Genomic DNA, 23,333 nt, shown 5'->3' with positions numbered 1-23,333 from the left:
CACGCTCTCCTGCCGGGGCACTACGTCGCCATCACCACCTCGGGGACGCCGGGGGCGGAGCGGTGGGCCGGGTCGCGTACCTCGCCGACCAGCAGTTCGAGTACGTCCTCCAGGGCCACCAGGCCCAGGACCTTGCCCGAGCCGTCCACCACCTGCGCCAGGTGGGTGGCCGCCCGGCGCATGACGGTCAGCGCGTCGTCGAGCGGCAGGTCCGGGCGGAGCGTCGTCATCGGGCGCCACACCTGCTGGGGCACGGCCCGGTCGGACTCCTCCAGGTCGAGGACGTCCTTCACGTGCAGGTAGCCCATGAAGGCGCCGTTGCCCGCGCCGACGGGGAAGCGGGAGTAGCCGGTGCGGGCGGTCAGCCGGACAATCTCGCCGGGGGTGACCGACGGGCTGACCGTCACCAGGGACTCGCGCTTCAGCAGCACGTCCGTCACCGGGCGGGAGCCCAGCTCCAGGGCGTCCTCCAGCCGCTCCTGCTCCTCCGGGTCGAGCAGGCCCGCCTGGCCGGCGTCCTCCACCAGCCGGTTGAGCTGCTCGCTGGTGAAGACGGCCTCGATCTCGTCCTTCGGCTCCACGCGGAAGAGCCGCAGCACGGCCTGGGCGCAGGCGCCGAGGGCGACGGTGATGGGCCGGCACAGACGCGCGAACCAGACCAGGCCGGGGCTGAGCCACAGCGCGGTCTTCTCCGGGGCGGCCATGGCGAGGTTCTTCGGGACCATCTCGCCGATGACGAGGTGGAAGAAGACCACGGCCGCGAGGGCGATGACGTAGGTCAGCGGGTGGATCACGCCCTGCGGCAGGTGGATCCACTCGAAGACGGGTTCCAGCAGGTGCGCCACCGTCGGTTCGGCGACCGCGCCCAGGGTGAGCGAGCAGACGGTGATGCCGAACTGGGCGGCGGCCATCATCTGCGGCAGGCGCTCCAGGCCGTGGAGGACCTGACGGGAGCGGGCGGTGCCGAGGGGTTCGATCTGGCTGCGGCGCACCGAGACGAGCGCGAACTCGGCGCCGACGAAGAAGCCGTTCGCGAGCACGAGGAGGCCTGCGAAGACGAGTTGGAGGACGCTCATCGGGCGGCCTCCACGGCCACGCCGGTGCGCACCAGGCGGACCCGTTCGGCCCGGTAGTGGCCGACGCGGCGCACCGACAGCCGCCAGCCGGGCAGTTCGGCCCGGTCGCCGACGGCGGGGATCCGGCCGAGCAGGTCGGCGACGAGCCCGGCGACCGTCTCGTACGGTCCCTCGGGCGCGTCCAGGCCTATGCGCCGCAGGGTGTCGACGCGGCAGCTGCCGTCGACGTCCCAGGCGGGCCTGCCGTCCTCGGGCGGCACGGGGGCGAGTTCGGGCGTGTCCAGCCCGTCGTGCTCGTCGCGGACCTCGCCGACGATCTCCTCGACGATGTCCTCCAGGGTCACCACGCCGGCCGTGCCGCCGTACTCGTCGACGACGACGGCGATGGGCTGCTCGCTGCGCAGCCGGGCCAGCAGCGGCTGGACGGGAAGGGTCTCGGGGACGAGCAGCGCCGGGCGGGCGATGCGGCCCACGGGGGTGCGCAGCCGGTCCTGGACGGGGACGGCCAGGGCGTCCTTGAGGTGAGCCATGCCGACGATCTCGTCGATCTTCTCGCGGTAGACGGGGAAGCGGGACAGGCCGGTGGCGCGGGTCAGGTTGACCACGTCCTCGGCGGTGGCCGACGCCTGGAGGGCGCTGACCTTCACGCGCGGGGTCATCACGTGCTGCGCGGTCAGCTCGGCCAGGGACAGGGTCCGCACGAAGAGGTCGGCGGTGTCCTGTTCGAGGGCGCCGGCCCGGGCGGAGTGGCGGGCAAGGGAGACGAGCTCGCCGGGGGTGCGGGCGGAGGCCAGCTCCTCGGCGGGCTCGACGCCCAGGGCGCGCACCAGCCGGTTGGCGACGGCGTTGAGGCCGGCGATGACCGGGCGGAAGAGCCGGGCGAAGACATGCTGCGGGCCCGCGACGAAACGCGCGACCTGCATCGGCTTGGACACCGCCCAGTTCTTCGGCACGAGCTCGCCGATCACCATCTGCACGGCGGACGCCAGCAGCATGCCGACGGCGACGGCGACACCGGAGACGGCGCCCTCGGGGACGCCGACGGCGGTGACGGGGCCGTCGAGCAGCTCGGCGAGCGCGGGTTCGGCGAGCATGCCGACGACGAGCGAGGTGATGGTGATGCCGAGCTGGGTGCCGGAGAGCTGGAAGGACAGCTCCTTGAGCGACTCGACGACCGTGCGGGCCCGTCGGTCGCCTTCGGCGGCGGCCTTCTCGGCGTCCGGGCGCTCCACGGTGACCAGGCCGAACTCGGCGGCCACGAAGAACCCGTTGGCGAGAATGAGCAGGAACGCGGCTGCCAGGAGCAGCAGGGGCGTTGTCATGATGCCGCCGCCTCCACGTCGGAGGGGGCGGCGCAGGTACTACAGGACGAACCGTCCATCGCCGGAGAGGGTCACTCCTCGGTTAGCAGGAACCCCTGTGCACCCGGCCGGGCGCCACAGGGGTGGAGGCGAAAGGGGAACGCATCCGTCACCAGATTAATCAAGACAGGCGCTTTTGCGGCAGGGCGGGCGGCCCCGAGTCAGCCCTGATCCTTCCCCGGGCCGGGCTCGGGGTCGCGGACGGAGCGGTTCTCCACGAGGGCGCGCAGGGCGCGCGCGTCGGCGATGGCCTGCTGTTTGGCGATGCCGGGCTGGATGCCGAGCGCGGGCAGGCTGGTGCCGTCGCTGAGGTCGAGGAACACCCAGGGGTCGCCCGGCCGGAGGTTCACCCGGAGGATCTCCGCCCAGTCCAGACGCCGCTTGCTCGCGATGTTGACGACGGTGACGCCGGTGTCGTCGGCGACGACCCGTACCCGGGCGAGCTGGGCCAGCACCCAGAAGACGATGCCGCCGGTGACGATGAAGCTGAGCCGCTCGCCGGGGCCGAGCTGCTCAAGGAGCAGTGCGATCCCGGAGATGACGACGAAGATCACCGCTCCGGCCGTGAGAAGCACCACACGGGTGCGTCCGGGCCGGAAGGTGACGGGGAGGGCGGGCAGGTCGGACATCGCTGCGTGATCCCCCGGGTCAGAGACGGCAGGCGTGGATGGCCGTGGTGAGGATGGCGCGGGCGCCGATCTCGTAGAGGTCGTCCATGATCCGCTGGGCCTCCTTGGCGGGGACCATGGCGCGGACGGCGACCCAGCCCTCGTTGTGGAGCGGGGAGACGGTGGGCGACTCCAGGCCCGGGGTGAGCGCGACGGCCTTCTCCAGCTGCTCAACGCGGCAGTCGTAGTCCATCATCACGTACGTCCGGGCGACGAGGACGCCCTGGAGGCGGCGCAGGAACTGCTGCACCTTGGGCTCGGCCTCGTCGGGCTCGGCGCCGGTGCGGCGGATCACGACGGCCTCGGACTGCATGATGGGCTCGCCGAAGACCTCCAGGCCCGCGTTGCGCAGCGAGGTACCGGTCTCGACGACATCGGCGATGACCTCGGCGACGCCCAGTTCGATGGCGGTCTCGACGGCGCCGTCGAGGTGGACGACGGAGGCGTCGATGCCCTCCTGGGCGAGGTGCTTGGCGACGATGCCCTCGTAGGAGGTGGCGACCGTCTTGCCCTTGAGGTCAGCGAGGGTGCTCGCGGTGCCCGGCTTGGTGGCGTAGCGGAAGGTGGAGCGGGCGAAGCCGAGGGGGAGGATCTCCTCGGCTTCGGCGCCGGAGTCGATCAGCAGGTCGCGGCCGGTGATGCCGATGTCGAGGCGGCCGGAGGAGACGTAGATGGCGATGTCGCGGGGGCGGAGGTAGAAGAACTCGACCTCGTTGCCCGGGTCGACGATCCGCAGTTCCTTGGACTCGCGGCGCTGCTGGTAGCCGGCCTCATGCAGCATCTCCCCCGCAGGTCCGGACAGGGAACCCTTGTTGGGGATGGCGATGCGCAGCATGGGGTCGGCTTCCTTCGCGTGGTGTGTCGGCGTGGTGTTGACGGACGCGGGTCACAGGTGGGCGTAGACGTCGTCGAGGGAGATCCCCCGGGCGACCATCATCACCTGGACGTGGTACAGCAGTTGCGAGATCTCCTCGGCGGCCGCGTCCTTGCCCTCGTACTCGGCGGCCATCCAGACCTCGGCGGCCTCTTCGACGACCTTCTTGCCGATGGCGTGGACGCCCTTGCCGACGAGTTCGGCGGTGCGGGAGGTGGCGGGGTCGCCGTTGGCGGCCTTCTGCTGGAGCTCGGTGAAGAGCTCCTCGAACGTCTTCTTGGACATGGTGTCGCCCACTGTACGCGCTGTGCCGACCGGCCTAATGCCACGGTTCGGATACTGAGCGCAGGGTGGCCGCCGTGGCCACCGCCGCCGTCACCGCCTCGTGTCCCTTGTCCTCGTTGGAGCCCTCGATGCCGGCCCGGTCCAGGGCCTGTTCCTCGGTGTCGCAGGTGAGGAGGCCGAAGCCGACGGGGACGCCGGTCTCGACGGAGACCTGGGTGAGGCCCTGGGTGACGCCCTGGCACACGTACTCGAAGTGGGGGGTGCCGCCGCGGATGACGACGCCGAGGGCGACGATCGCGTCGTAGCCGCGTCCGGCGAGGACCTTGGCGACGACCGGGAGCTCCCAGCTGCCGGGGACCCGGAGCAGGGTCGGCTCGTCGATGCCCAGGTCGTGCAGGGCGCGCAGGGCGCCGTCGACCAGACCGTCCATCACCTTCTCGTGCCACTGGGCCGCGATGACGGCGACCCTGAGGTCGCCCACATTGCGTACGGACAGTTCGGGTGCGCCCTTGCCGCTCACGTTCTCGTCTCTCCTCGGTGCTGGTCTTGCCGGTTTGCCGCTTGCTGGTTGCCGCTTGGTTGCCGCTACTGGTTGCCGCAGGGGGACACGGGGGCCGCGTCCAGCCAGGGCAGGTCGTGTCCCATCCGGTCGCGCTTGGTGCGCAGGTAGCGGATGTTGTGCTCGCCCGCCTGTACGGGCATCGGCTCGCGGGCGCTGACCTTGAGGCCGTGCCGGACGAGCGCGTCGGTCTTCTCGGGGTTGTTGGTCATCAGGCGGACGCCGCGCACCCCGAGGTCCTCCAGGATCCGCGCGCCGGCCGCGTAGTCCCGGGCGTCAGCGGGCAGGCCGAGCTCCAGGTTGGCGTCGAGGGTGTCGTGGCCCTGCTCCTGGAGTTCGTAGGCGCGCAGTTTGGACAGCAGGCCGATGCCCCGGCCCTCGTGTCCGCGCAGGTAGACGACGACTCCGCGGCCCTCGGCCTGGATGCGCTCCAGGGAGGCGTCGAGCTGGGGGCCGCAGTCGCAGCGGGCGGAGCCGAACACGTCGCCGGTGAGGCATTCGGAGTGGACGCGGACGAGTACGTCCTCGCCGTCGCCGATGTCGCCGTGGACGAGGGCGACGTGCTCGACGCCGTCGACGGTGGAGCGGTAGCCGTACGCGGTGAACGTGCCGTGGACGGTGGGGAGCCGGGTCGCGGCCTCGCGGCGGACGGTGGGCTCGGCGGAGCGCCGGTAGGCGATCAGGTCCTTGATGGAGATGATCGTCAGGCCGTGCTTGCGGGCGAAGGGGATGAGTTCGGGGAGCCGGAGCATCCGGCCGTCCTCGCCGGCGATCTCGACGATCGCGCCTGCCGGGCGCAGGCCGGCGAGCCGGGCGAGGTCGACGGCGGCCTCGGTGTGGCCGTCGCGGACGAGGACGCCGCCGGGCTTGGCGCGCAGCGGGAAGACATGGCCGGGCCTGACGAAGTCGCCGGGTCCGGCGACGCCGCCCGCGAGGAGCCGCAGGGTGGTGGCGCGGTCGGAGGCGGAGATGCCGGTGGTCACGCCGTGCGCGGCGGAGGCGTCGACGGAGACGGTGAAGGCGGTCTTCATCGACTCGGTGTTGTCGGCGACCATCTGCGGCAGGTCGAGGCGGTCGAGTTCGTCGCCCTCCATGGGCGCGCAGATCAGGCCGCGGCACTCGCTCATCATGAAGGCGACGATCTCGGGGGTGGCCTTCTCTGCGGCGATGACGAGGTCGCCCTCGTTCTCCCGGTCCTCGTCGTCGACGACCACCACGGGGCGGCCGGCCGCGATGTCGGCGACGGCCTGCTCGACGGGGTCGAGGGTGAAGTCCTCGACGGGGTCACCGGGGTACGTGATCTGTGCCGGGTTCATGCCGGCGCTCCTTCCAGGGCGGGCCGCGGTCCCCTGCGGGAGCGCAGCCACCAGTCGCGCATGCCCCACAGGACGAGCGCGCCGTAGATGACGTAGACGAAGCCGGAGAAGGCGTAGCCGTTGGCGAAGTTCAGGGGGACGCCGACGAGGTCGACGAGGAGCCAGGCGAACCAGAACTCGACCATGCCGCGGGCCTGGGCGTACATGGCGACGATGGTGCCGACGAAGATGTAGGCGTCGGGCCAGGGGTCCCAGGACAGGTCCGGGTAGGCCTTGAAGAGAAGGGCGACGGCGACGGTGCCGGCGGCCGCTGCGGCGAGCATGGTCACGCGCTCGGTCCAGGTGGCGAAGCGGGGGGCGATGTGGCCGTCGTCGGTACGGCCCTTGTCGCGGTTCCACTGCCACCAGCCGTACAGGGCGACGACCATGACGACGGCCTGCTTGCCGGCGCTGCCGGTGAGGTGGCCGAAGAAGGCGCCGAAGAGGATGAGGCCGGAGAGGAACTGGACGGGCCAGCTCCAGATGGAGCGGCGCCAGCCGAGGGCGAGGGCGACCAGACCGAAGATGTTCCCGATCATGTCCGACCAGAGGATGTGCTGGTCGAGGAGGGTGAACGCCTCTGAGTTGAGCCAGTTCACCGGGTGCCTCCCTGACCGGCCATCAGCCGCTCGACGTACTTGGCCACGATGTCCACTTCGAGGTTGACCGGGTCGCCGGGCTGCTTGCGGCCGAGCGTGGTCAGGGCGAGCGTGGTGGGGATGAGGCTGACGGTGAAGTAGTCGGGGCCGGCGTCGACGACGGTGAGGCTGATGCCGTCGACGGTGATGGAGCCCTTCTCCACGACGTACCGGGAGAGATCGGCGGGGAGCGAGACCTTGACGATCTCCCAGTGCTCGGACGGCTTGCGCTCCAGCAACTCGCCGGTGCCGTCGACATGGCCCTGCACGATGTGCCCGCCGAGGCGCGCGCCGACGGCCGTGGGCCGTTCCAGGTTGACGCGGGAGCCGACGGTCAGGGCGCCGAGGCTGGAGCGGTCGAGGGTCTCCGCCATGACGTCCGCGGTGAACTCGTCGCCCTCGTGTTCGACGACGGTGAGACAGACCCCGTTCACGGCGATGGAGTCGCCGTGCTTCGCGCCGTCGGTCACGACGGGGCCGCGCAGCCGGAAGCGGGAGGCGTCGCCGAGATTCTCGACGGCGGTGACCTCACCCAGCTCTTCGACGATTCCGGTGAACACTTCCCGGGTCCTCCTGCCTCTTCGGGCACGGACTCCGGGGCTGTCGAGACGACAGAAGTACGGGCGAGGACACCGGGGGCGACGCCGGACAGACCCGTCCGCGGACGAGTACGTATACGGCGGCGCGCACGAATGCCCGCCCGCCGCGCACTGCCTCCCATCCGGACTTTAACCGTCGGTCCAGGAATTCCACCTGGTCAACCGGTCGCTGGAAGCGACCGGGTCGCGGACTGTAACCGCCGGTTCGGACTTTCACCGACCCCGGAGTGCGCTGCTTTAGGTACAGGGCCAGTGTGCCACGCCGGATCCACGTCCATACGGGTGAAGAATGTGGGGTGCCTCACAGGGATTGGTCCGTACCTGTTGACGCATTGGTCTAGTCCTCTTAATGTCGACGGACACGGCCCCGGCGGCGGTGACGACGGCCCTTGCCCGCCGCCGGGAGCCCTGTCGCCGCGCGTCACCTGGCGCGCGAACGCCCTCAGCGCGCCTCGGGCGTCGCCCCGAACAACTCCCCCTGAGCGGACTGACGTGCGGTCAGCAGCGCGCCGTGCAGCACCGCAGCGCCGCCCAGGGTGCCGGGGCGCACCTCCGTCGGCAGCGGCGCCATCCGCCGCAGCCGCTCGGCCACCCGGGCGGCGAGCGCCTCCCCGCCCGCCTGGCCGACCTCGCCGCCGAGCACCACGCAGCCCGGATCGAGGACGGCGACGACGGACGCCACCCCGATGGCGACCCGGTCGGCCAGCACATCGAGGAACCGCACGGCGACCTGGCTCCCCGCGAGGCCGGCCGCCTGTGGCGCCTCGGCCTCCGGTCCACCGCCCCTCTCCCCCACCGCGGCCACGGCCCACCGCACCAGAGCGGCGGCGTCCGGCTCACCGGCCACCGCCCCCGGGTCCGCCAGCGCCCGGCCGCGCGCCGCCGGCACACCGCACTCCCCCGCCAGCTCCACGATCGCCGCCGAGCCCGCCAGGCTGTGGAAGCCGCCCTCGCAGTCCCTCGCCGACGGGAGGGCGCCGGTGCCCGGCACCGGGAGGAAGCCGATCTCACCCGTGCCGCCGGAGGCCCCCCGGCGCAGGGCGCCGTCCAGGACGACGGCCGCGCCGGTGCCGTGGCCCAGCCAGAGCAGGACGAAGGTGTCGCGGTCCCGGGCCGCGCCCGCGTGCTGCTCGGCCAGGGCGGCGAGGTTGGTCTCGTTCTCGACGCTGACGCGGGCCGCGGGGAGCCGTTCCTGGAGGGCGGCGACCAGCCGGCGGTGCCAGGCGGGCAGGCCGGAGGAGACCCGCAGTTCGCCGCTCGCGGGGTCGATCAGGCCGGGCGCGCCGATGCCGACGGTGTGCAGCCGGTCGGCCCCGGCCTCCTTCACCGCCCGCTCGACCAGCGTGACCGCCTGCTCCACCGCGGGACCGGTGCCGGCGTCGTCCCCGATCGGCGCGGACGCCTCGGCGAGGACCCGGCCGAGCAGGTCGGACACGACGACGGTGACGCCCTCGGTGCGCACGTCCAGCGCCGCGAGGTGGGCCCGGCCGGCGACGATGCCGTAGACCCTGGCGTTGGGGCCGCGCCGCTGCGCGCCGGTCTCGCCGACGACCTCGATCAGCCCGGAGGCGGCGAGGCGCTCGACGAGGTCGGCGACCGTCGGCCGGGACAGGCCGGTGAGCTCCTTCAACTGCCCGGCCGTCAGCGGGCCTTCGTCCTGCAACAGCCGCAGGGCGAGCCGGTCGTTGATGGCCCGGGCGGTGCTCGGGGATGCGGGCATGCGGGGAATCCTCCCATGGGGAGCCGGCGTCCGGTTCCTGGCGACCCCTATTTATCAGGCAGGCTTCCTGATAGTTTACGGCGCGCACCGTACGGCGGCCCGGAGAGGGGACAAGGAGCATGAGCGAAGTGATCTGCGCACCCGCGGAGGTGAAGCGGGCCCGGTACGCCGTGGCCGCCGTCTTCGCCGTGCACGGCGCGGTCACCGGCTCCTTCGCCACCCGCGTCCCCTGGATCCAGGACCACGCCTCGGTGAGCGCGGGACAGCTCGGGTTCGCCCTCGCCTTCACGGCGTTCGGCGCGTCGTGCTCCATGCCGCTGGCCGGCCGGATCTCCCACACGCTGGGCAGCCGGGCCGCACTGCGCGCGCTGATCGCGTCGTGGACGCTGGCCCTGGTCCTGCCCTCGCTGGCGCCGAACCTGCTCACCCTGTGCCTGGCGATGTTCGTCTACGGCGCCACGGCCGGCATGGCCGACGTCGCCATGAACGCGCTGGGCGTGGAGGTGGAACGACTGCTCGACAAGTCGATCATGTCCGGGCTGCACGGCCTGTGGAGCGCGGGCGCGCTGGTCGGTTCGGCGGGCGGGACGCTCGCGGCGCACCTCGGCGCGGACGCGCGCGTGCACCACGCGCTGGCGGCGGCCGTCCTGACGGCGCTCGGTCTGCTGGCCTGCCGCTGGGTGCTCGACGTGCGGCCCACCGAGGACGAGGAGCCGCCGCCGCGGTTCGCGCTGCCGCCCCGCTCGGCGCTGCTGATCGGCGCGGTCGGGTTCTGCGCGGTGTTCGCGGAGGGCGCCGCGCTGGACTGGTCGGCCGTGTACCTGCGCGATCAGCTGGAGTCGTCGGCCGGTGTCGCGGCGGCCTGCACGACGGGCTTCATGCTCACCATGGCGGTGGCCCGGATCGCGGGCGACGCGGTGGTGAACCGTTTCGGCGCGGTGCGCACGGTACGGGTGGGCGGCGTGCTGGCGGCGCTGGGCGGCCTGCTGATCGTGTTCGGGCGACACCCGGCGGTGGCCACCGGCGGGTTCGGGCTGATGGGCCTGGGCATCGCCGTCGTCGTCCCGCTCTGCTTCGCGGCGGCCGGGCACAGCGGGCCGAACCCGAGCCAGGCCATCGCGGGCGTCGCCACCATCACGTACACCTCCGGCCTGATCGCGCCGAGCCTGATCGGCGGGGTGGCACAGATGACGAGCCTGGTGGTGTCGTTCGGCGTGGTGACCTTGCTGGCCTGCGGCCTGGTGGTGTTCGCGGGGGTGCTGCGCGGCGGCGAACGGATGCCCGAGCGGGCCGCCGCACGGAGCGAGACGGTCGCCGAGCCCCGCGCCTGAGGGGCTCGACCAGGGGGCGGACCGGCAAGCGGTCGGTTGCATTCCGGTTTTCGCGTGAGAATGGGCCGGACATCCGCACCCGCACGAAAGCGAAACCGCACCATGGATCTTGGCGTCGGCTGGAAACTGCACGGCGACGGACGCACCCCCGCGCCGGGCGCGGTGGTCCGCCCCGACGAGCGGCTGTCCTGGCCCCGCACGGTGGGGCTGGGCGCGCAGCACGTGGTCGCGATGTTCGGCGCGTCCTTCGTCGCGCCCGTCCTGATGGGGCTCGACCCGAACCTCGCGATCATGATGTCGGGCGTCGCGACCGTGATCTTCCTGCTCGCCACCCGCGGCCGGGTGCCCAGCTACCTGGGCTGCTCGCTGTCCTTCGTCGGTGTGGCGGCCGTCATCCGCGCCCAGGGCGGCACGAGCGCCACGGTCACCGGGGCGGTGCTCGTCGTGGGCGTGGCGCTGTTCCTGGCGGGGCTGGCGGTGCAGCGGTTCGGCGCGCGGATCATCCACGCCGCGATGCCGCCGATCGTGACCGGCGCGGTCGTGATGCTGATCGGCTTCAACCTCGCCCCGGTGACCGCTTCCACCTACTGGCCGCAGGACCAGTGGACCGCGCTGCTGGTCATGGCGTTCACCGCGCTGGCCGTGGTCTGCCTGCGCGGCTTCTGGTCCCGCGTCGCGATCTTCCTGGGCCTGGTCTTCGGCTACGCCGTCTCCTGGGCGTTCGACCGGATCTTCGGGCGGATCCACTCGGCGGACGCGAGCGGCAAGGTCACCGACCACTGGCGGCTGGACCTGTCCGGGGTCGGCCGGGCGGACTGGATCGGCCTGCCCTCCTTCCACGGGCCGAGCTTCCAGTGGTCGGCGATCCTGGTCGCGCTGCCGGTCGTCATCGCGCTGGTCGCGGAGAACGCCGGGCACGTCAAGGCGGTCGGCGAGATGACCGGCGACCGGCTGGACGACAAGCTCGGCACGGCGATCGCGGCCGACGGCCTCGGCTCGGTGCTGTCCACCGCCGTCGGCGGCCCGCCGAACACCACGTACTCCGAGAACATCGGCGTGATGGCCGCGACCCGCGTCTACTCGACCGCCGCCTACTGGGCCGCCGCCGGTTTCGCGCTGCTGTTCGGCCTGTGCCCCAAGTTCGGCGCGGTGGTGGCCGCCGTCCCGGGCGGCGTCCTCGGCGGGATCACCGTCATCCTGTACGGCATGATCGGCCTGCTCGGCGCGCAGATCTGGACCAACGCGGGCGTCGACCTGAGCAACCCGCTGAACCTGGTCCCGGCCGCCGCCGGCATCATCATCGGCGTCGGCAACGTCACCCTGACGTTCACCGACACCTTCTCCCTCAGCGGCATCGCGCTCGGCACCCTCGTCGTCATCGTCGGCTACCACGCGCTGCGCGCCTTCGCCCCCGCCCACCTCAAGACCCAGCACCCGCTGCTGGACGAGGGCACCAGTTCCTACGACGACCCCGAACGCGCCAGCTCGTAGGCGTACGAAGGGCTGAACGACCCCGCCTCGCCCTTGCAGCCGTCGGACTCGCCCGGCAGTTTCACCCACAGGTAGGCGTCGACGCGGGCCTCGCCGGTGTCGAGGGTGGGGGCCCGGCCCACCGCACGGCCGTCCGGGTCGCACCACTCGCCGCCGGCGGGCGCGCCGTTGCCGTTGCGGCTGGTGTCGATGACCGCGCCGAGGCCCGCGGGGCCGCCCAGCGCGGCGAGGACCTCGCGGGCGTAGGCGACCTCGTCGGCGGTGCGCTGGTAGTTGGAGACGTTGCTGAAGATCCCGGCGGACCACGCGGAGGCGGCGCCCGCCTGCCTGAGCAGGTCCGCCTGCCGCGCCGGCCCGTTCCAGTGGGAGTGGCCGGCGTCGTAGTAGACGCGGGCCCTGGGGTCGGCCGCCGTGAGGACCTGGCCCGCGCGGGCCAGCGAGGCGAAACGGGCGGCCCGCCGCTCCGCCGGGAGGCAGTCGGCGTAGGCGATCGCGTCGGGCTCCAGGATGACGACGACCTCCCCCGAGCCGAGGCCGGCGGCGAACCGGTCGATCCAGGCGTCGTAGGCGTCGAGGTCGGGTGCGCCGCCCCCGGACGCCCCGCCGCAGTCCCGGTCGGGGATGAGGTAGGGCACGAGGACCGGCACCCGGCCCTGCGCGGCGGCGCCCGCGGTGACGGCGCGGACCCGGGAGGTGATCGTGTCCGGGGTGTGGTCGGCGAACCACACCGCGGCCGGCCGGCTCGCGATGCGCGACTCGATGACCGCGCGGCGCGCGTCGCCCGGGTTGGCCCGGACCCAGTCCGCGACCTGGGATTCGGGGTGGCGGTAGAGCCGGCCCGGCGCGGCCGCCCCGCGTCCCTTCCGGCGGGCCGTGGCGGTGGGCGCGGACGAGGCGCTCCGGCCGGCCGCGGGGGTCCTCCCGGAGGCTGACGGGGAAGGCGACGCGGCCGGGGACGGGGAGGCGGGCGCGAGGGCCCGGGGGCCGCTCGTCTCCCGCCGCAACGGCTCGCTCGCCCTGCCCCGGCGTCCGTCGCCGGTGTCGTCTCCGTCGCCGGACGACGCCACCATGGCGGCCGCCGCGGCCAGGGCGACGGTCCCCGAGGCGACGGCGACCACGACGCGCCGCCGGACGGCCCGCCGATGACGCGGTACTCGCACGGTGCTGCTCCCCCTCCCGCGCGACGGGCACGTCCCCCGTTCCGGGGAAGCCCCGGGCCCGCCGGCGCGCGAGTCAGCCTAGGGCTGCGACCCTTCCCCCATGCCGCACTCGGAACAGTCCGCCCCACCCGTCACCCCGGCCGCCGCCGCTCTCGACGGGGTGCTCGCCCGGATGCGCGACCTTGACGCGGCCCTGCCACCGCGGGACGGGATCGCGGTCTTCAACCGGGTCTGCCTGGCCGTCAGGCGGGAGGCCGAACGGCGCGTCGGCACGGGCCTGTTCACGGCCCCCGGCGCCGCCGGCACGCTGGACGTTCGGCTCGCCGAGCGCTACCTCACGGCGGTCGACGCGGACGCCCGCGGCCGCCGTCCGCCGGCCTGCTGGCGCCCGCTGTCGCAGCTGCGCCGCCATCCCGGCGTACGGCCCGTGCAGTTCGCGCTCGCGGGCATGAACGCGCACGTCGGCCACGACCTCGCGCTCGCCGTCGTGGACGCCTGTCGTAGCCTCGGCTGCGAACCGGCGGACATGGAGGACGAGTTCGACCGCGTGGGCGATCTCCTCGTCACGCTGGAGGAGCGCATCCGCGAGGAGCTGACGCCGGGCCCCGACCTTCTGCGGATCGCCGATCCGCTCACCCATCTCCTGGGCTCGTGGAGCCTGGAGCGCGCCCGGGACGCCGCCTGGTCCACGGCCCGCGCCCTGTGGGCCCTGCGCCGGCTCCCGGACCTCGCCCGGGAGTCGGCCGACCGCCTCGACGCGGCGGTCGGCTTCGCCGGCCGGATGCTGCTCACCCCGCTGTGAGCCCGGCCCTCAACCCGCCTCAGTCCTCGGGGAGTTCCACCGGGGCGATCTCGTCGTACAGGTCGCCCGGGCCCGGGTTGGTCGCGTCGGTCTCCCCGCCGAAGTGGTGCATCACTCCCCAGACCGCGTTCAGCGCGGTCTGCACGGCGCCCTCGGCCCAGCCGGCGGTCCAGGAGATGTCGTCGCCGGCGAGGAAGATGCCCCGCTTGTCCTCGGGGAGCCGGTCCTGCATGAAGTGGGTGAACAGACGCCGCTGGTAGCGGTAGTGGCCGGGCAGGTTGGCCTTGAACGCGCCCATGAAGTAGGGCTCGTTCTCCCAGGAGACCGTCACCGGGTTGCCGATGATGTGCTTCCGGATGTCGACCTTGGGATAGATCTCGCCGAGCGACTTCAGCATGACCTCCATCCGCTCGTTCGCGGACAGCGGCAGCCACTTCAGGCTGTCGTCGCACCAGGTGTAGGAGAGGCAGATGACGGCGGGCTTGTCCGGGCCGTCGTCGAGCAGGTAAGTCCCGCGCGTCATACGGTCGGTGAGCGTCATCGACATGACGTCCCGGCCGGTCGGGTTCCCCCTGTCGTCGACGGCCTTGTCCAGCCAGAAGGGGCGGTCCACCGGCACGAACAGCTTCGAGGACTCCATGTAGTGGGTGCGCTCGATGGCGGTCCAGTGGTCGATCGGGAAGAGCGAGTCGTCGCAGGCGATCTTCGACAGCAGCATCCAGGACTGGGCGGTGAAGATCGCCGCCTGGTAGGTGCGGATGTCGCCGTGCGCGTCCGTCACGGTGATGCGGCTGCCGGCCGTGCGGTGCAGCCGGGTCACCGCGGGGCGGGGCTCGCCGCCCTCGTGCAGGGTCGCGAGCGAGGTCCCCTGCGCCCAGTGGACGATCTTCTCCGGCTCACGCTCCCACAGGCGCAGCGGCAACTGCTGGCTGCCGCCGACGATGCCCCGGTGGTAGTCGTCGGCCTCGGTGTAGACGACGCGCAGGATCTCCAGGATGGAGTTCGGGAAGTCGGTGTCCCAGCCGCCGGTGCCGAAGCCGACCTGGCCGAAGATCTCGCGGTGGCGGAACGACTTGAACGCCTCGGAGTCGCAGAGGAAGCCGTAGAAGGTCTGGTTGTCGAGCTTCTCGACGAGCTTGGACCAGATCTCGCGGATGCGCGGCACGTCCCGCTCGCGCAGGGCGCGGTTCATGTCGCTGAAGTCGGCGCCCTCTTCGAGGCACTTCCCCCAGGCCTCCGCCACGTCCCGGTAGACCTGCGGGAGGTCGTCGATCGTCTCGGCGTAGTGGGACTCGCCCTTGAGGTCGACGACGGTCGAAGGCGTCGCCTCCGAGAGGGGGTTGGGGAACGGGCGGGTCTCCAGACCCACCAGGTCGATGTAGTGCTGGAGCGCCGTGGAGGACGGCGGGAAGCGCATCGCGCCCATCTCGGCGGTGAGCGAGGGGTCGCAGCCCTCGAAGCCGACGGTGCGCAGCCGGCCGCCGATGCGGTCGGCCTCGTAGACGACGGGCTTGAGGCCCATCTTCATCAGCTCGTACGCGGCCACGATGCCGGACAATCCGCCGCCGATGACCGCGACCTCGGCGCCGTGCTCGGTCGCCGGGATCTGGCCGAGCCCCGCCGGATGGGCGAGGAAGTCGTCGTAGGCGTACGGGAAGTCCGGGCCGAACATGGTGATCGGCGGCTGCTGCGCGTCGGTGTGCTCGACGGCGTTGGGCACCGTGGACGTCATGGGGTGCGGACTCCTTGCGGCGAGGAAGAACGGGGGTGGGGGCGGGGGCGGCCGGGGGCCGGGTCAGACCAGGGAGCCGTAGAGGCCGGGCCGGCGGTCCTGGAGGTAGGGGTTCGCCTCGCGGGAGGCGGCGAGGAAGGCGGGGTCCACGTCGGCGAACACCAGTTGCTCCTCGCGTCCGGCGCGGGTGCGGGCGACGCCGTCGGGGCCGGCCAACGTGGACAGCCCGACGAACTCGAACTCCCCTTCCACACCGACCCGGTTGACGTACGCGACGTACATCTGGTTCTCGAAGGCGCGCACCGGGATCATCGACTCGGCGACGAACTGGAAGGGGTGCATCTGCGCCGTCGGCACCACCAGGAGGTCGGTGCCGGCCAGGGCGTGGGCGCGGACGTTCTCCGGGAACTCGACGTCGTAGCAGACGAGGAGGCCGACGGTGAGGCCGTTCAGCTCGGCCTGGACGACCTGCTGCCCGCCGGGGGCGAAGTGGTCGCGCTCGAAGCAGCCGAAGAGGTGGGTCTTGCGGTAGCCGGCGAGGCGGGCGCCTTCGGCGGAGATCAGCTGGACGGAGTTGTGGACCGTCGCGCCCTCGCGCTCCGGGTAGCCGTACGCCACGGCGAGCCCGTGCCGGCCGGCGATCTCGGCGACCGCGTCGGCCGAGTCGCCGTCGGCGGGCTCGGCGAGACGGGCGATGTCGTCGCCGATCGCGTACCCCGTGAGGAACATCTCCGGGGTCACGAGCAGCCCCGCGCCCGCGTCGGCGGCCCGGCCGGCGGCCTCGTCGAGGACCTTGAGGTTCTCGGCGACCGAGCCGGGCCGGCCGGAGCTCTGGAGCAGGGCGGTGCGCATGCGTGATCCTCACCGGGGGCAGGGGTGATTGTGGGGGCCACCTAGACGGTACGGGCGTCGCCCTCGGCGGAACAAGAAGCACCCGTTGCGCGCTGACCAGCGGTTCGTTGCGTCGATTCCGGGCGGGGCGGCGATTCGTTGCACGCACTGGGGTGCGCTTCAGCGGCAGCGCGCTCGCGCCGGTCTCACCGCCCGTGCCGCGAGCACCGCCGCCACCAGCAGGTAAGGCGCCGCGAACAGCGCGAACGTCGTGGTGTGGGCGCCGGTGGAGGCGAGGGCGGTCGCGTACGCAGCGTAGACGGCGATGGTGGTCAGCTCGGTGGCCAGGCCCGCCAGCGAGGTGACGGTGGCCCGGCCGGTGCCCTCGATGCGCTGCTGGAGGCGGGCGTCGGCGAGCACCGTCGCCAGCTGGAAGCCGCCGAAGGCCGCGGCCACCAGCGCGATCCCGGCCGGTGTCCCGGCGGCCGCGCCGACGGCGAGGGCGAGCGCGGAGACCACGAGCAGCGCGGCGAGCCCCTTGGGCGCGCTGCCGAGGCGTTCGGCCGGACCGGCGAGCAGGCTGCCCGCCGTGACGCCCGCCCAGATCACCACGAGCAGGTAGGGGACGGTCGCGTCCGCCACGCCGGTTTCCCTGGCCAGCAGGGGGGTGTACTCGTCGAGCGCGCCCCAGACCGCCCCGACGGCCGGGACGAGCAGCAGCGCCCCGCGCACGGAGCGGTCACGGCGCACCTCGCCGAGCCCGGACCGCAGGGCGGCGGCCCAGCCGGCGGCCGCCCCCTCGTCCGCTCCGGAGGCGGGACCGGCGGCCGGGTGGCGGTGTTCGGGGAAGCGGGTCGCCGTCGCGGCGCAGAGCAGGCAGGCCAGGACGCTGGCCGCGCCGACGGCCGGGTAGCCGTGGGCCGCGAAGACCGGGCCGGCCGCCGCCATCGCCGTCATCGCGGCGGCCTGTCCGGCCGCGTGGGCCCGGCCCATGACCCGGGCGTAGGTGTCCGCCGTGCCGAGCCGCTCCAGCTCCTCGTAGACCAGGGCCTCCAGCGCCCCGGAGCCCAGCGCGCCGCGCGCGCCCCACAGGACGAAGCCGAGCGCGAAGGCCCAGTACGAGGGGAAGAGCACCCACAGGGCGAACCCGGCCCCGCCGAGCAGCGGGCCGAGCCACAGCAGGGTCCGGCGGGAGACGGCGTCCGCCCAGGCGCCGGAGGGGACCTCCAGCAGCACGCCGGTCGCCGACCACAGGACGAACAGCGAGGACATCTGCCAGACGGACAGCCCGGTGTCGGCGAACAGCAGCGCGTACACCGGGTAGAGCAGGACGAACTCGTCGAGGAACGCGTAGACGTACAGCGTGGCCGTGAGACGACCGGGGGTGGGTGACATGGGGCCTTCCCGAGGGAGCGGTTCGGAGGTCGTGGACACGACGTCCGAGGCGGCCCTCGGGAGGCATGAGCGGTGGATCAATGTCGCCAGGTCATGAACCCGATGCTAGCCCCGACCACCCCGCCGCCCCCGCAATTTCCCCGACCCGCAGCCCGGCCCCGCCCCACGGCTCAGCCCAGCGGCCCGCGTCACGTCGGGGAGCCCGACGAGAAGCGTCTCAGGAGGGGGGACAGGACCAGCACCGACTTGGTGCGTTCCACGAAGGGCTCGCCCGCGATGCGTTCCAGCACGCGTTCGAAGTGGCGCATGTCGGCCGCGAAGACCTGGGCGACCGCGTCCGCGTCCCCGGTGACGGTGGAGGCGGCGACGACCTCCTGGTAGCGCTCCAGGCCCCGCTGGATGGTCTCCGGGGAGGTGTTGCGCCGGCAGTAGATCTCGACGAACCCCTCGGTCTCCCAGCCGAGCGCCGCCGGGTCGACGCGGACGGTGAAGCCGGTGATGGCCCCGGTGGCGCGCAGCCGGTCCACGCGCCGTTTCACGGCGGGGGCGGAGAGGCCGACCAGCTGGCCGATGTCCGCGTAGGAGCGGCGGGCGTCCTCGGCGAGGGCGTGCACGATGCGTTCGTCGAGATCGTTCAGCACGGCGGTTCGTTCACTTCACTTCTGACGCAGCTGACGCTGCTGGCGGTGCGAGACGGGAGCGGCGGTAGCCGTAAAGGAAGTAGAACACGAGCCCGCCGGCCATCCAGACGCCGAAGACCACCCAGGTGATCGCGGACAGACTGCCCATCATCCAGACGCAGAAGGCGAAGCCCAGAACGGGCAGGAACGGCGACAGCGGGACGCGGAAGGTGCGGGACATCTGCGGGCGCGTCCGGCGCAGGACGACGACGGCGACGTTGACCAGCGCGAAGGCGAACAGGGTGCCGATGCTGGTGGCGTCGGCGAGCTGCCCGAGCGGGACGGCGGCGGCGAGGACGCCGCAGAACAGGGACACGATCAGCGTGTTGGCGCGGGGTGTGCCGGTCCTCGGGTGGACGCGGGAGAACACCTTGGGCACGAGTCCGTCGCGGGACATCGCGAAGAGGACCCGCGTCTGGCCGTAGAGCACGGTCAGGACGACGCTGGCGATGGCGACGACGGCGCAGAACGCCAGCAGGGTGCCCCAGAAGGACTGCCCGGTGACGTCCCGCATGATCTGGGCGAGCGCGGCCTCGGAGTCGTTGAAGCTCCGCCAGGGCCGGGCGCCGACGGCGACGGCGGCGACGAGGACGTACAGCACCGTCACGATGACCAGGGAGAGCATGATCGCGCGGGGCAGGTCGCGCTGCGCGTTCTTCGCCTCCTCGCCGGCGGTGGAGGCCGCGTCGAAGCCGATGTACGAGAAGAACAGCGTCGCCCCCGCCGCGCTGACGCCCGTCATGCCGAGCGGCATGAAGTTCTCGTAGTTGCCCGAGCGGAAGCCCTGGACGCCGATCGCGCAGAACAGCACCAGCGCGGCGATCTTCACGACGACCATGACGGTGTTGGCGCGGGCGGACTCCCGGGCCCCGCCGAGCAGGAACGCCATGGCCAGCAGAACGACGACGAGGGCGGGCAGGTTGAACACGCCCCCGTCGCCCGGCGGGGCGGACAGCGCGGCCGGGATGGTGACGCCGAGGGTGCCGTCGAGCAGTTCGTTGAGGTACTCGCCCCAGCCGACGGCGACGGCGGCCACGGACACGCCGTACTCCAGGACGAGGCACCAGCCGCAGACCCAGGCGACGAGTTCGCCCATCGTTGCGTACGCGTACGAGTACGAGGAGCCGGCGACCGGGATGGCGCCCGCGAGCTCGGCGTAGGACAGGGCCGAGAACAGGGCGGTGAGGCCGGCGATCACGAAGGAGAGGGTGACGGCGGGGCCGGCCTTGGGGACGGCCTCGCCGAGGACGACGAAGATGCCGGTGCCCAGCGTGGCGCCGATGCTGATCATGGTCAGCTGCCAGAGGCCGAGGGAGCGTCGCAGGGCCCCTCCCTCGCCCTGCCCGCCCTCGGCCACCAGGCGTTCCACGGGCTTGCGCCGCATCAGACTGGCGACCGGACCCGGGGGCGGCGGGGCGGCCTGGGTGCGGTGGTCGGGGGGTGCGCCATGGTCGAGCACGCTCTGACTCCTTCGTCGCTGCCTCTCGACGCGAGGGGGCCCCGCGGGCACACCTGCACCGGGCAGGAACCCACCGAGCGGGGTCCCCGCCACGCCACGTACAGCGCACGACACTATGACCAGGGACGTCGCAGGTGTAATGCAGCAACCATGCGCGCACACACAGAATCGTTGCGTTCATGGCGACGAGGTTGCACATCTGTTGCAGGCTGCCCGAGGGCACCCCGAGGGGCGCGGGGAACTGCGCGACCAGCCGCGGCCTCCCCGCACCCGAATCCGGCCCCACCAGCGGTGCTACCAGCTGGCGTGCAGCGGCTTGCCCTCCGCGTAGCCCGCCGCGCTCTGGACGCCGACGACGGCGTTCTCGGCGAACTCCGCCAGGGAGCCCGCGCCGGCGTAGGTGCAGGAGGAGCGGACGCCCGCGATGATCGAGTCGATCAGGTCCTCGACGCCCGGGCGGGCCGGGTCGAGGAACATGCGGGAGGTGGAGATGCCCTCCTCGAACAGCGCCTTGCGGGCGCGGTCGTAGGCCGACTCCTCGGCGGTGCGGTTGCGGACCGCGCGCGCGGAGGCCATGCCGAAGGACTCCTTGTAGGCGCGGCCGTCCGCGTCGTGCTGGAGGTCGCCGGGGGACTCGTAGGTGCCGGCGAACCAGGAGCCGACCATCACGTTGGACGCGCCGGCCGCGAGGGCCATCGCCACGTCGCGCGGGTGGCGTACGCCGCCGTCGGCCCACACGTGCTTGCCGTGCCGGCGCGCCTCGGCCGCGCACTCCAGGACGGCGGAGAACTGCGGCCGGCCGACGCCGGTCATCATGCGGGTGGTGCACATGGCGCCGGGTCCGACACCGACCTTGACGATGTCGGCGCCCGCCTCGATCAGGTCCCTGACGCCCTCGGCGGAGACGATGTTGCCCGCGACGATCGGGACTCGGGGGTCCAGGTCGCGCACCAGCCGGACGGCGTTGATCATCGACTCCTGGTGGCCGTGCGCGGTGTCGATGACGAGCGTGTCCACGCCCGCGTCGAGCAGCAGCTTGGCCTTCTCGGCGAAGTCGCCGTTGATCCCGACGGCGGCGGCGATCCGCAGCCTGCCCTCGGCGTCGGTGGCCGGCGTGTACAGCGTGGCGCGCAGGGCGCCCTTGCGGGTGAGGATGCCGGCGAGCCGGCCCTCGGAGTCCACGGCGGGGGCGTAGCGCCGGTTGCGGCGGTCGAGGGTGTTGAAGGCCTCGCGCGGGTCGATGTCCGCGTCGAGCAGCAGCAGGTCCTTGGACATGACCTCGCTGAGCTGCGTGAAGCGGTCCACGCCGGTGAGGTCCGCGTCGGTGACGACACCGACGGGGCGGCCGTCCGCGTCGACGACGACGCCCGCGTTGTGGGCGCGCTTGGGCAGCAGGGCCAGCGCGTCGGCGACGGTCTGGTGGGGCGCGAGCACGATGGGGGTGTCCAGGACCAGGTGGCGGCCCTTGACCCAGGAGATGACGTCGGTGACGACGTCGAGGGGGATGTCCTGCGGTATGACGACGAGTCCGCCTCGCCGGGCCACGGTCTCGGCCATGCGGCGGCCGGCGACGGCGGTCATGTTGGCGACGACCAGCGGGATCGTGGTGCCCGTGCCGTCCGGTGAGCTGAGGTCCACGCCCTGCCGCGAGCCCACGGCGCTGCGGCTCGGCACCATGAAGACGTCGTCGTAGGTCAGGTCGTGGGCGGGCTGGATGTCGTTGAGGAAACGCACGTGCTGCACATCCCGGTCGATCAGAGGTGACCCCCGGGCAGGTAGCCAGGGGGGAGAAGCACGTACTTCATTCTCCCACGGGGCCCGTGGCGCACCGCCCGGTCGGATCGTCCAGGGGAGCCGCGCCGCCGTTAGGAGGATCGTCCGAGGGCCAGCACCACGGAGAGGGCGGGCGCCCGGTCCACCGCCGAGGAGAACACCGCCTGCGCGATCTCCCACTCCTCCGGCCGCGCCTTCGCGTACGGCATCCAGTTCCGTACGACGACGAGCATGCCCTCTGTGTCGGGGCGGGCGGGCAGGTCGCTGAGGCTGTCGGCGAGGGCGTCCCAGTTGCGCCCGAACCGGTCGGGCAGCTCGAGGTCGCGGACGCAGGCGTCCATCAGGTCGGCCTTGTCCTCGACGCCGTCGAGGTCCAGCGTGAGCACGTGATCCGTCATCCAGGCACCGCCCTGCGCGAGTCGTGGTCTCCGGTTCCGGGGACGGCCGCGCGGCCGCCCCCGGGTCTGACGTTACGTCAGGAACCGTCGGGATCGGCGCGGTTGAGGGCCGGTTTCGGCATCGGTCCGGCCGTCATCAGGTAGTCCGCGGCCGAGGTGTCCGTCACCAGGCTGGTGACGAGCCCGGACCGCAGCACCGCGTCGATCGCGGCCGCCTTGCGCTGCCCGCCCGCGATCGCGACGACCTCGGGGACGCGGCGGAGCTGGTCGGCCTTGACGGTGATGCACCGCTCGCCCAGATCGCGCCCGACCCGGCGGCCGTCCGCGTCGAAGAGGTGCGCGGACATCTCGGCGGCGACGCCGAGCGAGGCGTAGTGGCCGCGTTCCTCGTCGCTGAGCATGTCGTGCACCGTGGAGATGCCCGGCTCCCAGGAGCCGATGGAGACGCAGGCGACCGTGACCTTGTCGAAGTACTCGAAGGCCCGGGCGATCCCGGTCTGGTGGCGCAGCGCGGCGGCGGTGGCGGCGTCCGGCAGCAGCATCGGCGCGTAGATGGGGTGCGCGTCGCCGCCGGACACCTGTGCCGCGCGGCGGACGGCCTCGACCGAGCCGCGCTCGGCGGTCCCGGCGTCGTACACGCCCGTCAGCTGCACCACCGTGCACGGGGGCAGCCGGTCCAGCGCCGCCGCCATGTGGATCGTGGAGCGGCCCCAGGCCAGGCCCAGGACATCCCCCTCGTTGACGAGTTCGCCGAGCAGGTCGGCGGCCACCTCTCCCAGGTTCTCCGGGTCGGGCGACTCCTCGACGTCCGCCGGGGACTCGACCACGACGGCGTGCCTGAGGCCGTAGCGGGCGCGGAGCGCGTCGGAGCGCTCGGCGTCCAGCTCGGCCGGCACACGGATCTCGATGCGTACGAGATCCCGTTCGAGAGCGGTTTCCAGGACCCGGGCCACCTTGAAGCGGCTGACGCCGAACTCCTCCGCGATCTGGATCTTGGACTTGCCCTCGAGGTAGAAGCGGCGGGCCATGGCCGCCGCCTGCACCAGCTCAGCGGGTCCCATCCGCATGGCTGACCGGCCCGCCGACATACCCGACACGGCGATCTCCTCACTGCTGTTCACACTTGGATTCGCCGTTCATCCTTGC

General features: G+C 72.7%; 22 protein-coding genes and 1 riboswitch. Of the genes, 3 read left to right on the top strand and 19 right to left on the bottom strand.

Annotated elements, in window-relative coordinates; genetic code table 11:
• Positions 1–20 precede the first annotated feature (20 nt).
• The 10 genes from ACFYXA_RS33055 to ACFYXA_RS33010 all read right to left on the bottom strand — a co-directional run bounded on the left by ACFYXA_RS33055 (position 21) and on the right by ACFYXA_RS33010 (position 9,135).
• A complete protein-coding gene (locus tag ACFYXA_RS33055; protein ID WP_352248093.1) occupies positions 21–1,076 on the bottom strand; it encodes a hemolysin family protein in 1,056 nt (351 codons plus the stop codon).
• Complete coding sequence (locus ACFYXA_RS33050) at positions 1,073–2,398, bottom strand: hemolysin family protein (protein ID WP_351097373.1); 1,326 nt, start codon at positions 2,396–2,398, stop codon at positions 1,073–1,075. Before ACFYXA_RS33050 ends, ACFYXA_RS33055 begins: the two co-directional genes overlap by 4 nt.
• 200 nt (positions 2,399–2,598) lie before the next feature.
• Entirely contained in the window at positions 2,599–3,066 is a 468-nt protein-coding gene (locus ACFYXA_RS33045; protein ID WP_352248089.1) for a PH domain-containing protein, read from the bottom strand.
• Between the two features lie 19 nt (positions 3,067–3,085).
• On the bottom strand, positions 3,086–3,940 hold the full coding sequence (gene hisG / locus ACFYXA_RS33040) for an ATP phosphoribosyltransferase (protein ID WP_352248087.1): 855 nt from the start codon (positions 3,938–3,940) through the stop codon (positions 3,086–3,088).
• A 51-nt stretch (positions 3,941–3,991) separates the two neighbouring features.
• A complete protein-coding gene (locus ACFYXA_RS33035) occupies positions 3,992–4,264 on the bottom strand; it encodes a phosphoribosyl-ATP diphosphatase (RefSeq protein WP_327427198.1) in 273 nt (90 codons plus the stop codon).
• A 34-nt stretch (positions 4,265–4,298) separates the two neighbouring features.
• On the bottom strand, positions 4,299–4,784 hold the full coding sequence (ribH, locus tag ACFYXA_RS33030) for a 6,7-dimethyl-8-ribityllumazine synthase (protein WP_352248084.1): 486 nt from the start codon (positions 4,782–4,784) through the stop codon (positions 4,299–4,301).
• Positions 4,785–4,849: 65 nt separating this feature from the next.
• Positions 4,850–6,139 (bottom strand): bifunctional 3,4-dihydroxy-2-butanone-4-phosphate synthase/GTP cyclohydrolase II, encoded by a 1,290-nt coding sequence (locus ACFYXA_RS33025; protein ID WP_352248082.1) that lies wholly within the window; start codon positions 6,137–6,139, stop codon positions 4,850–4,852.
• The gene (locus ACFYXA_RS33020) at positions 6,136–6,777 is read right to left on the bottom strand and encodes a nicotinamide riboside transporter PnuC (protein WP_389039860.1); all 642 of its coding nucleotides are present in this window, start codon (positions 6,775–6,777) and stop codon (positions 6,136–6,138) included. The genes ACFYXA_RS33025 and ACFYXA_RS33020 overlap by 4 nt, the downstream gene beginning before the upstream one ends.
• A complete protein-coding gene (locus ACFYXA_RS33015; RefSeq protein WP_389039857.1) occupies positions 6,774–7,376 on the bottom strand; it encodes a riboflavin synthase in 603 nt (200 codons plus the stop codon). The genes ACFYXA_RS33020 and ACFYXA_RS33015 overlap by 4 nt, the downstream gene beginning before the upstream one ends.
• Positions 7,377–7,519: 143 nt before the next feature.
• Positions 7,520–7,650: riboswitch (FMN riboswitch) on the bottom strand.
• Positions 7,651–7,857: 207 nt separating this feature from the next.
• The gene (locus ACFYXA_RS33010; protein ID WP_389039854.1) at positions 7,858–9,135 is read right to left on the bottom strand and encodes an ROK family transcriptional regulator; all 1,278 of its coding nucleotides are present in this window, start codon (positions 9,133–9,135) and stop codon (positions 7,858–7,860) included.
• Between the two features lie 119 nt (positions 9,136–9,254).
• Between ACFYXA_RS33010 and ACFYXA_RS33005 the strand changes: the two genes are divergently transcribed.
• Both ACFYXA_RS33005 and ACFYXA_RS33000 read left to right on the top strand, forming a co-directional pair.
• Positions 9,255–10,466, top strand: coding sequence for an MFS transporter (locus ACFYXA_RS33005; protein WP_352248076.1), 1,212 nt, complete (start codon positions 9,255–9,257; stop codon positions 10,464–10,466).
• A gap of 102 nt (positions 10,467–10,568) precedes the next feature.
• Complete coding sequence (locus ACFYXA_RS33000; RefSeq protein WP_352248074.1) at positions 10,569–11,957, top strand: solute carrier family 23 protein; 1,389 nt, start codon at positions 10,569–10,571, stop codon at positions 11,955–11,957.
• On the opposite strand, the gene ACFYXA_RS32995 is transcribed toward ACFYXA_RS33000, so the two are convergent.
• On the bottom strand, positions 11,927–13,075 hold the full coding sequence (locus ACFYXA_RS32995) for a glycoside hydrolase family 6 protein (protein ID WP_389039944.1): 1,149 nt from the start codon (positions 13,073–13,075) through the stop codon (positions 11,927–11,929). The two genes, ACFYXA_RS33000 and ACFYXA_RS32995, sit on opposite strands and share 31 nt — an antisense overlap.
• 142 nt (positions 13,076–13,217) lie before the next feature.
• On the opposite strand from ACFYXA_RS32995, the gene ACFYXA_RS32990 reads away from it, so the two are divergent.
• Complete coding sequence (locus ACFYXA_RS32990; RefSeq protein WP_352248072.1) at positions 13,218–13,919, top strand: DUF5995 family protein; 702 nt, start codon at positions 13,218–13,220, stop codon at positions 13,917–13,919.
• A 19-nt stretch (positions 13,920–13,938) separates the two neighbouring features.
• On the opposite strand, the gene ACFYXA_RS32985 is transcribed toward ACFYXA_RS32990, so the two are convergent.
• The 8 genes from ACFYXA_RS32985 to ACFYXA_RS32950 form a co-directional block, all read right to left on the bottom strand.
• Positions 13,939–15,651, bottom strand: a complete 1,713-nt coding sequence (locus ACFYXA_RS32985; RefSeq protein ID WP_389039848.1) for a flavin monoamine oxidase family protein — start codon at positions 15,649–15,651, stop codon at positions 13,939–13,941.
• A 63-nt stretch (positions 15,652–15,714) separates the two neighbouring features.
• Positions 15,715–16,503 (bottom strand): carbon-nitrogen hydrolase family protein, encoded by a 789-nt coding sequence (locus ACFYXA_RS32980; protein ID WP_352248068.1) that lies wholly within the window; start codon positions 16,501–16,503, stop codon positions 15,715–15,717.
• A gap of 159 nt (positions 16,504–16,662) precedes the next feature.
• Positions 16,663–17,877, bottom strand: coding sequence for an MFS transporter (locus ACFYXA_RS32975; RefSeq protein ID WP_389039843.1), 1,215 nt, complete (start codon positions 17,875–17,877; stop codon positions 16,663–16,665).
• Positions 17,878–18,065: 188 nt separating this feature from the next.
• A complete protein-coding gene (locus tag ACFYXA_RS32970; RefSeq protein ID WP_130444560.1) occupies positions 18,066–18,518 on the bottom strand; it encodes an Lrp/AsnC family transcriptional regulator in 453 nt (150 codons plus the stop codon).
• A gap of 10 nt (positions 18,519–18,528) precedes the next feature.
• Positions 18,529–20,016 carry an amino acid permease gene (locus tag ACFYXA_RS32965; protein ID WP_352248064.1) on the bottom strand — a complete coding sequence of 496 codons (1,488 nt, stop codon included), beginning with the start codon at positions 20,014–20,016 and terminating at the stop codon, positions 18,529–18,531.
• A 294-nt stretch (positions 20,017–20,310) separates the two neighbouring features.
• On the bottom strand, positions 20,311–21,750 hold the full coding sequence (locus ACFYXA_RS32960; RefSeq protein ID WP_351097442.1) for a GuaB1 family IMP dehydrogenase-related protein: 1,440 nt from the start codon (positions 21,748–21,750) through the stop codon (positions 20,311–20,313).
• Between the two features lie 131 nt (positions 21,751–21,881).
• Complete coding sequence (locus ACFYXA_RS32955) at positions 21,882–22,187, bottom strand: barstar family protein (RefSeq protein WP_389039839.1); 306 nt, start codon at positions 22,185–22,187, stop codon at positions 21,882–21,884.
• Between the two features lie 77 nt (positions 22,188–22,264).
• Positions 22,265–23,308, bottom strand: coding sequence for a sugar-binding domain-containing protein (locus ACFYXA_RS32950; protein WP_351097343.1), 1,044 nt, complete (start codon positions 23,306–23,308; stop codon positions 22,265–22,267).
• Positions 23,309–23,333: the final 25 nt, after the last annotated feature.

Origin of the sequence: Streptomyces sp. NPDC002566 (assembly GCF_042889585.1) — a bacterium.
In the GTDB taxonomy this organism is placed as follows: Bacteria; Actinomycetota; Actinomycetes; order Streptomycetales; family Streptomycetaceae; genus Streptomyces.
This window is presented reverse-complemented; position numbering and strand designations above follow the sequence as displayed.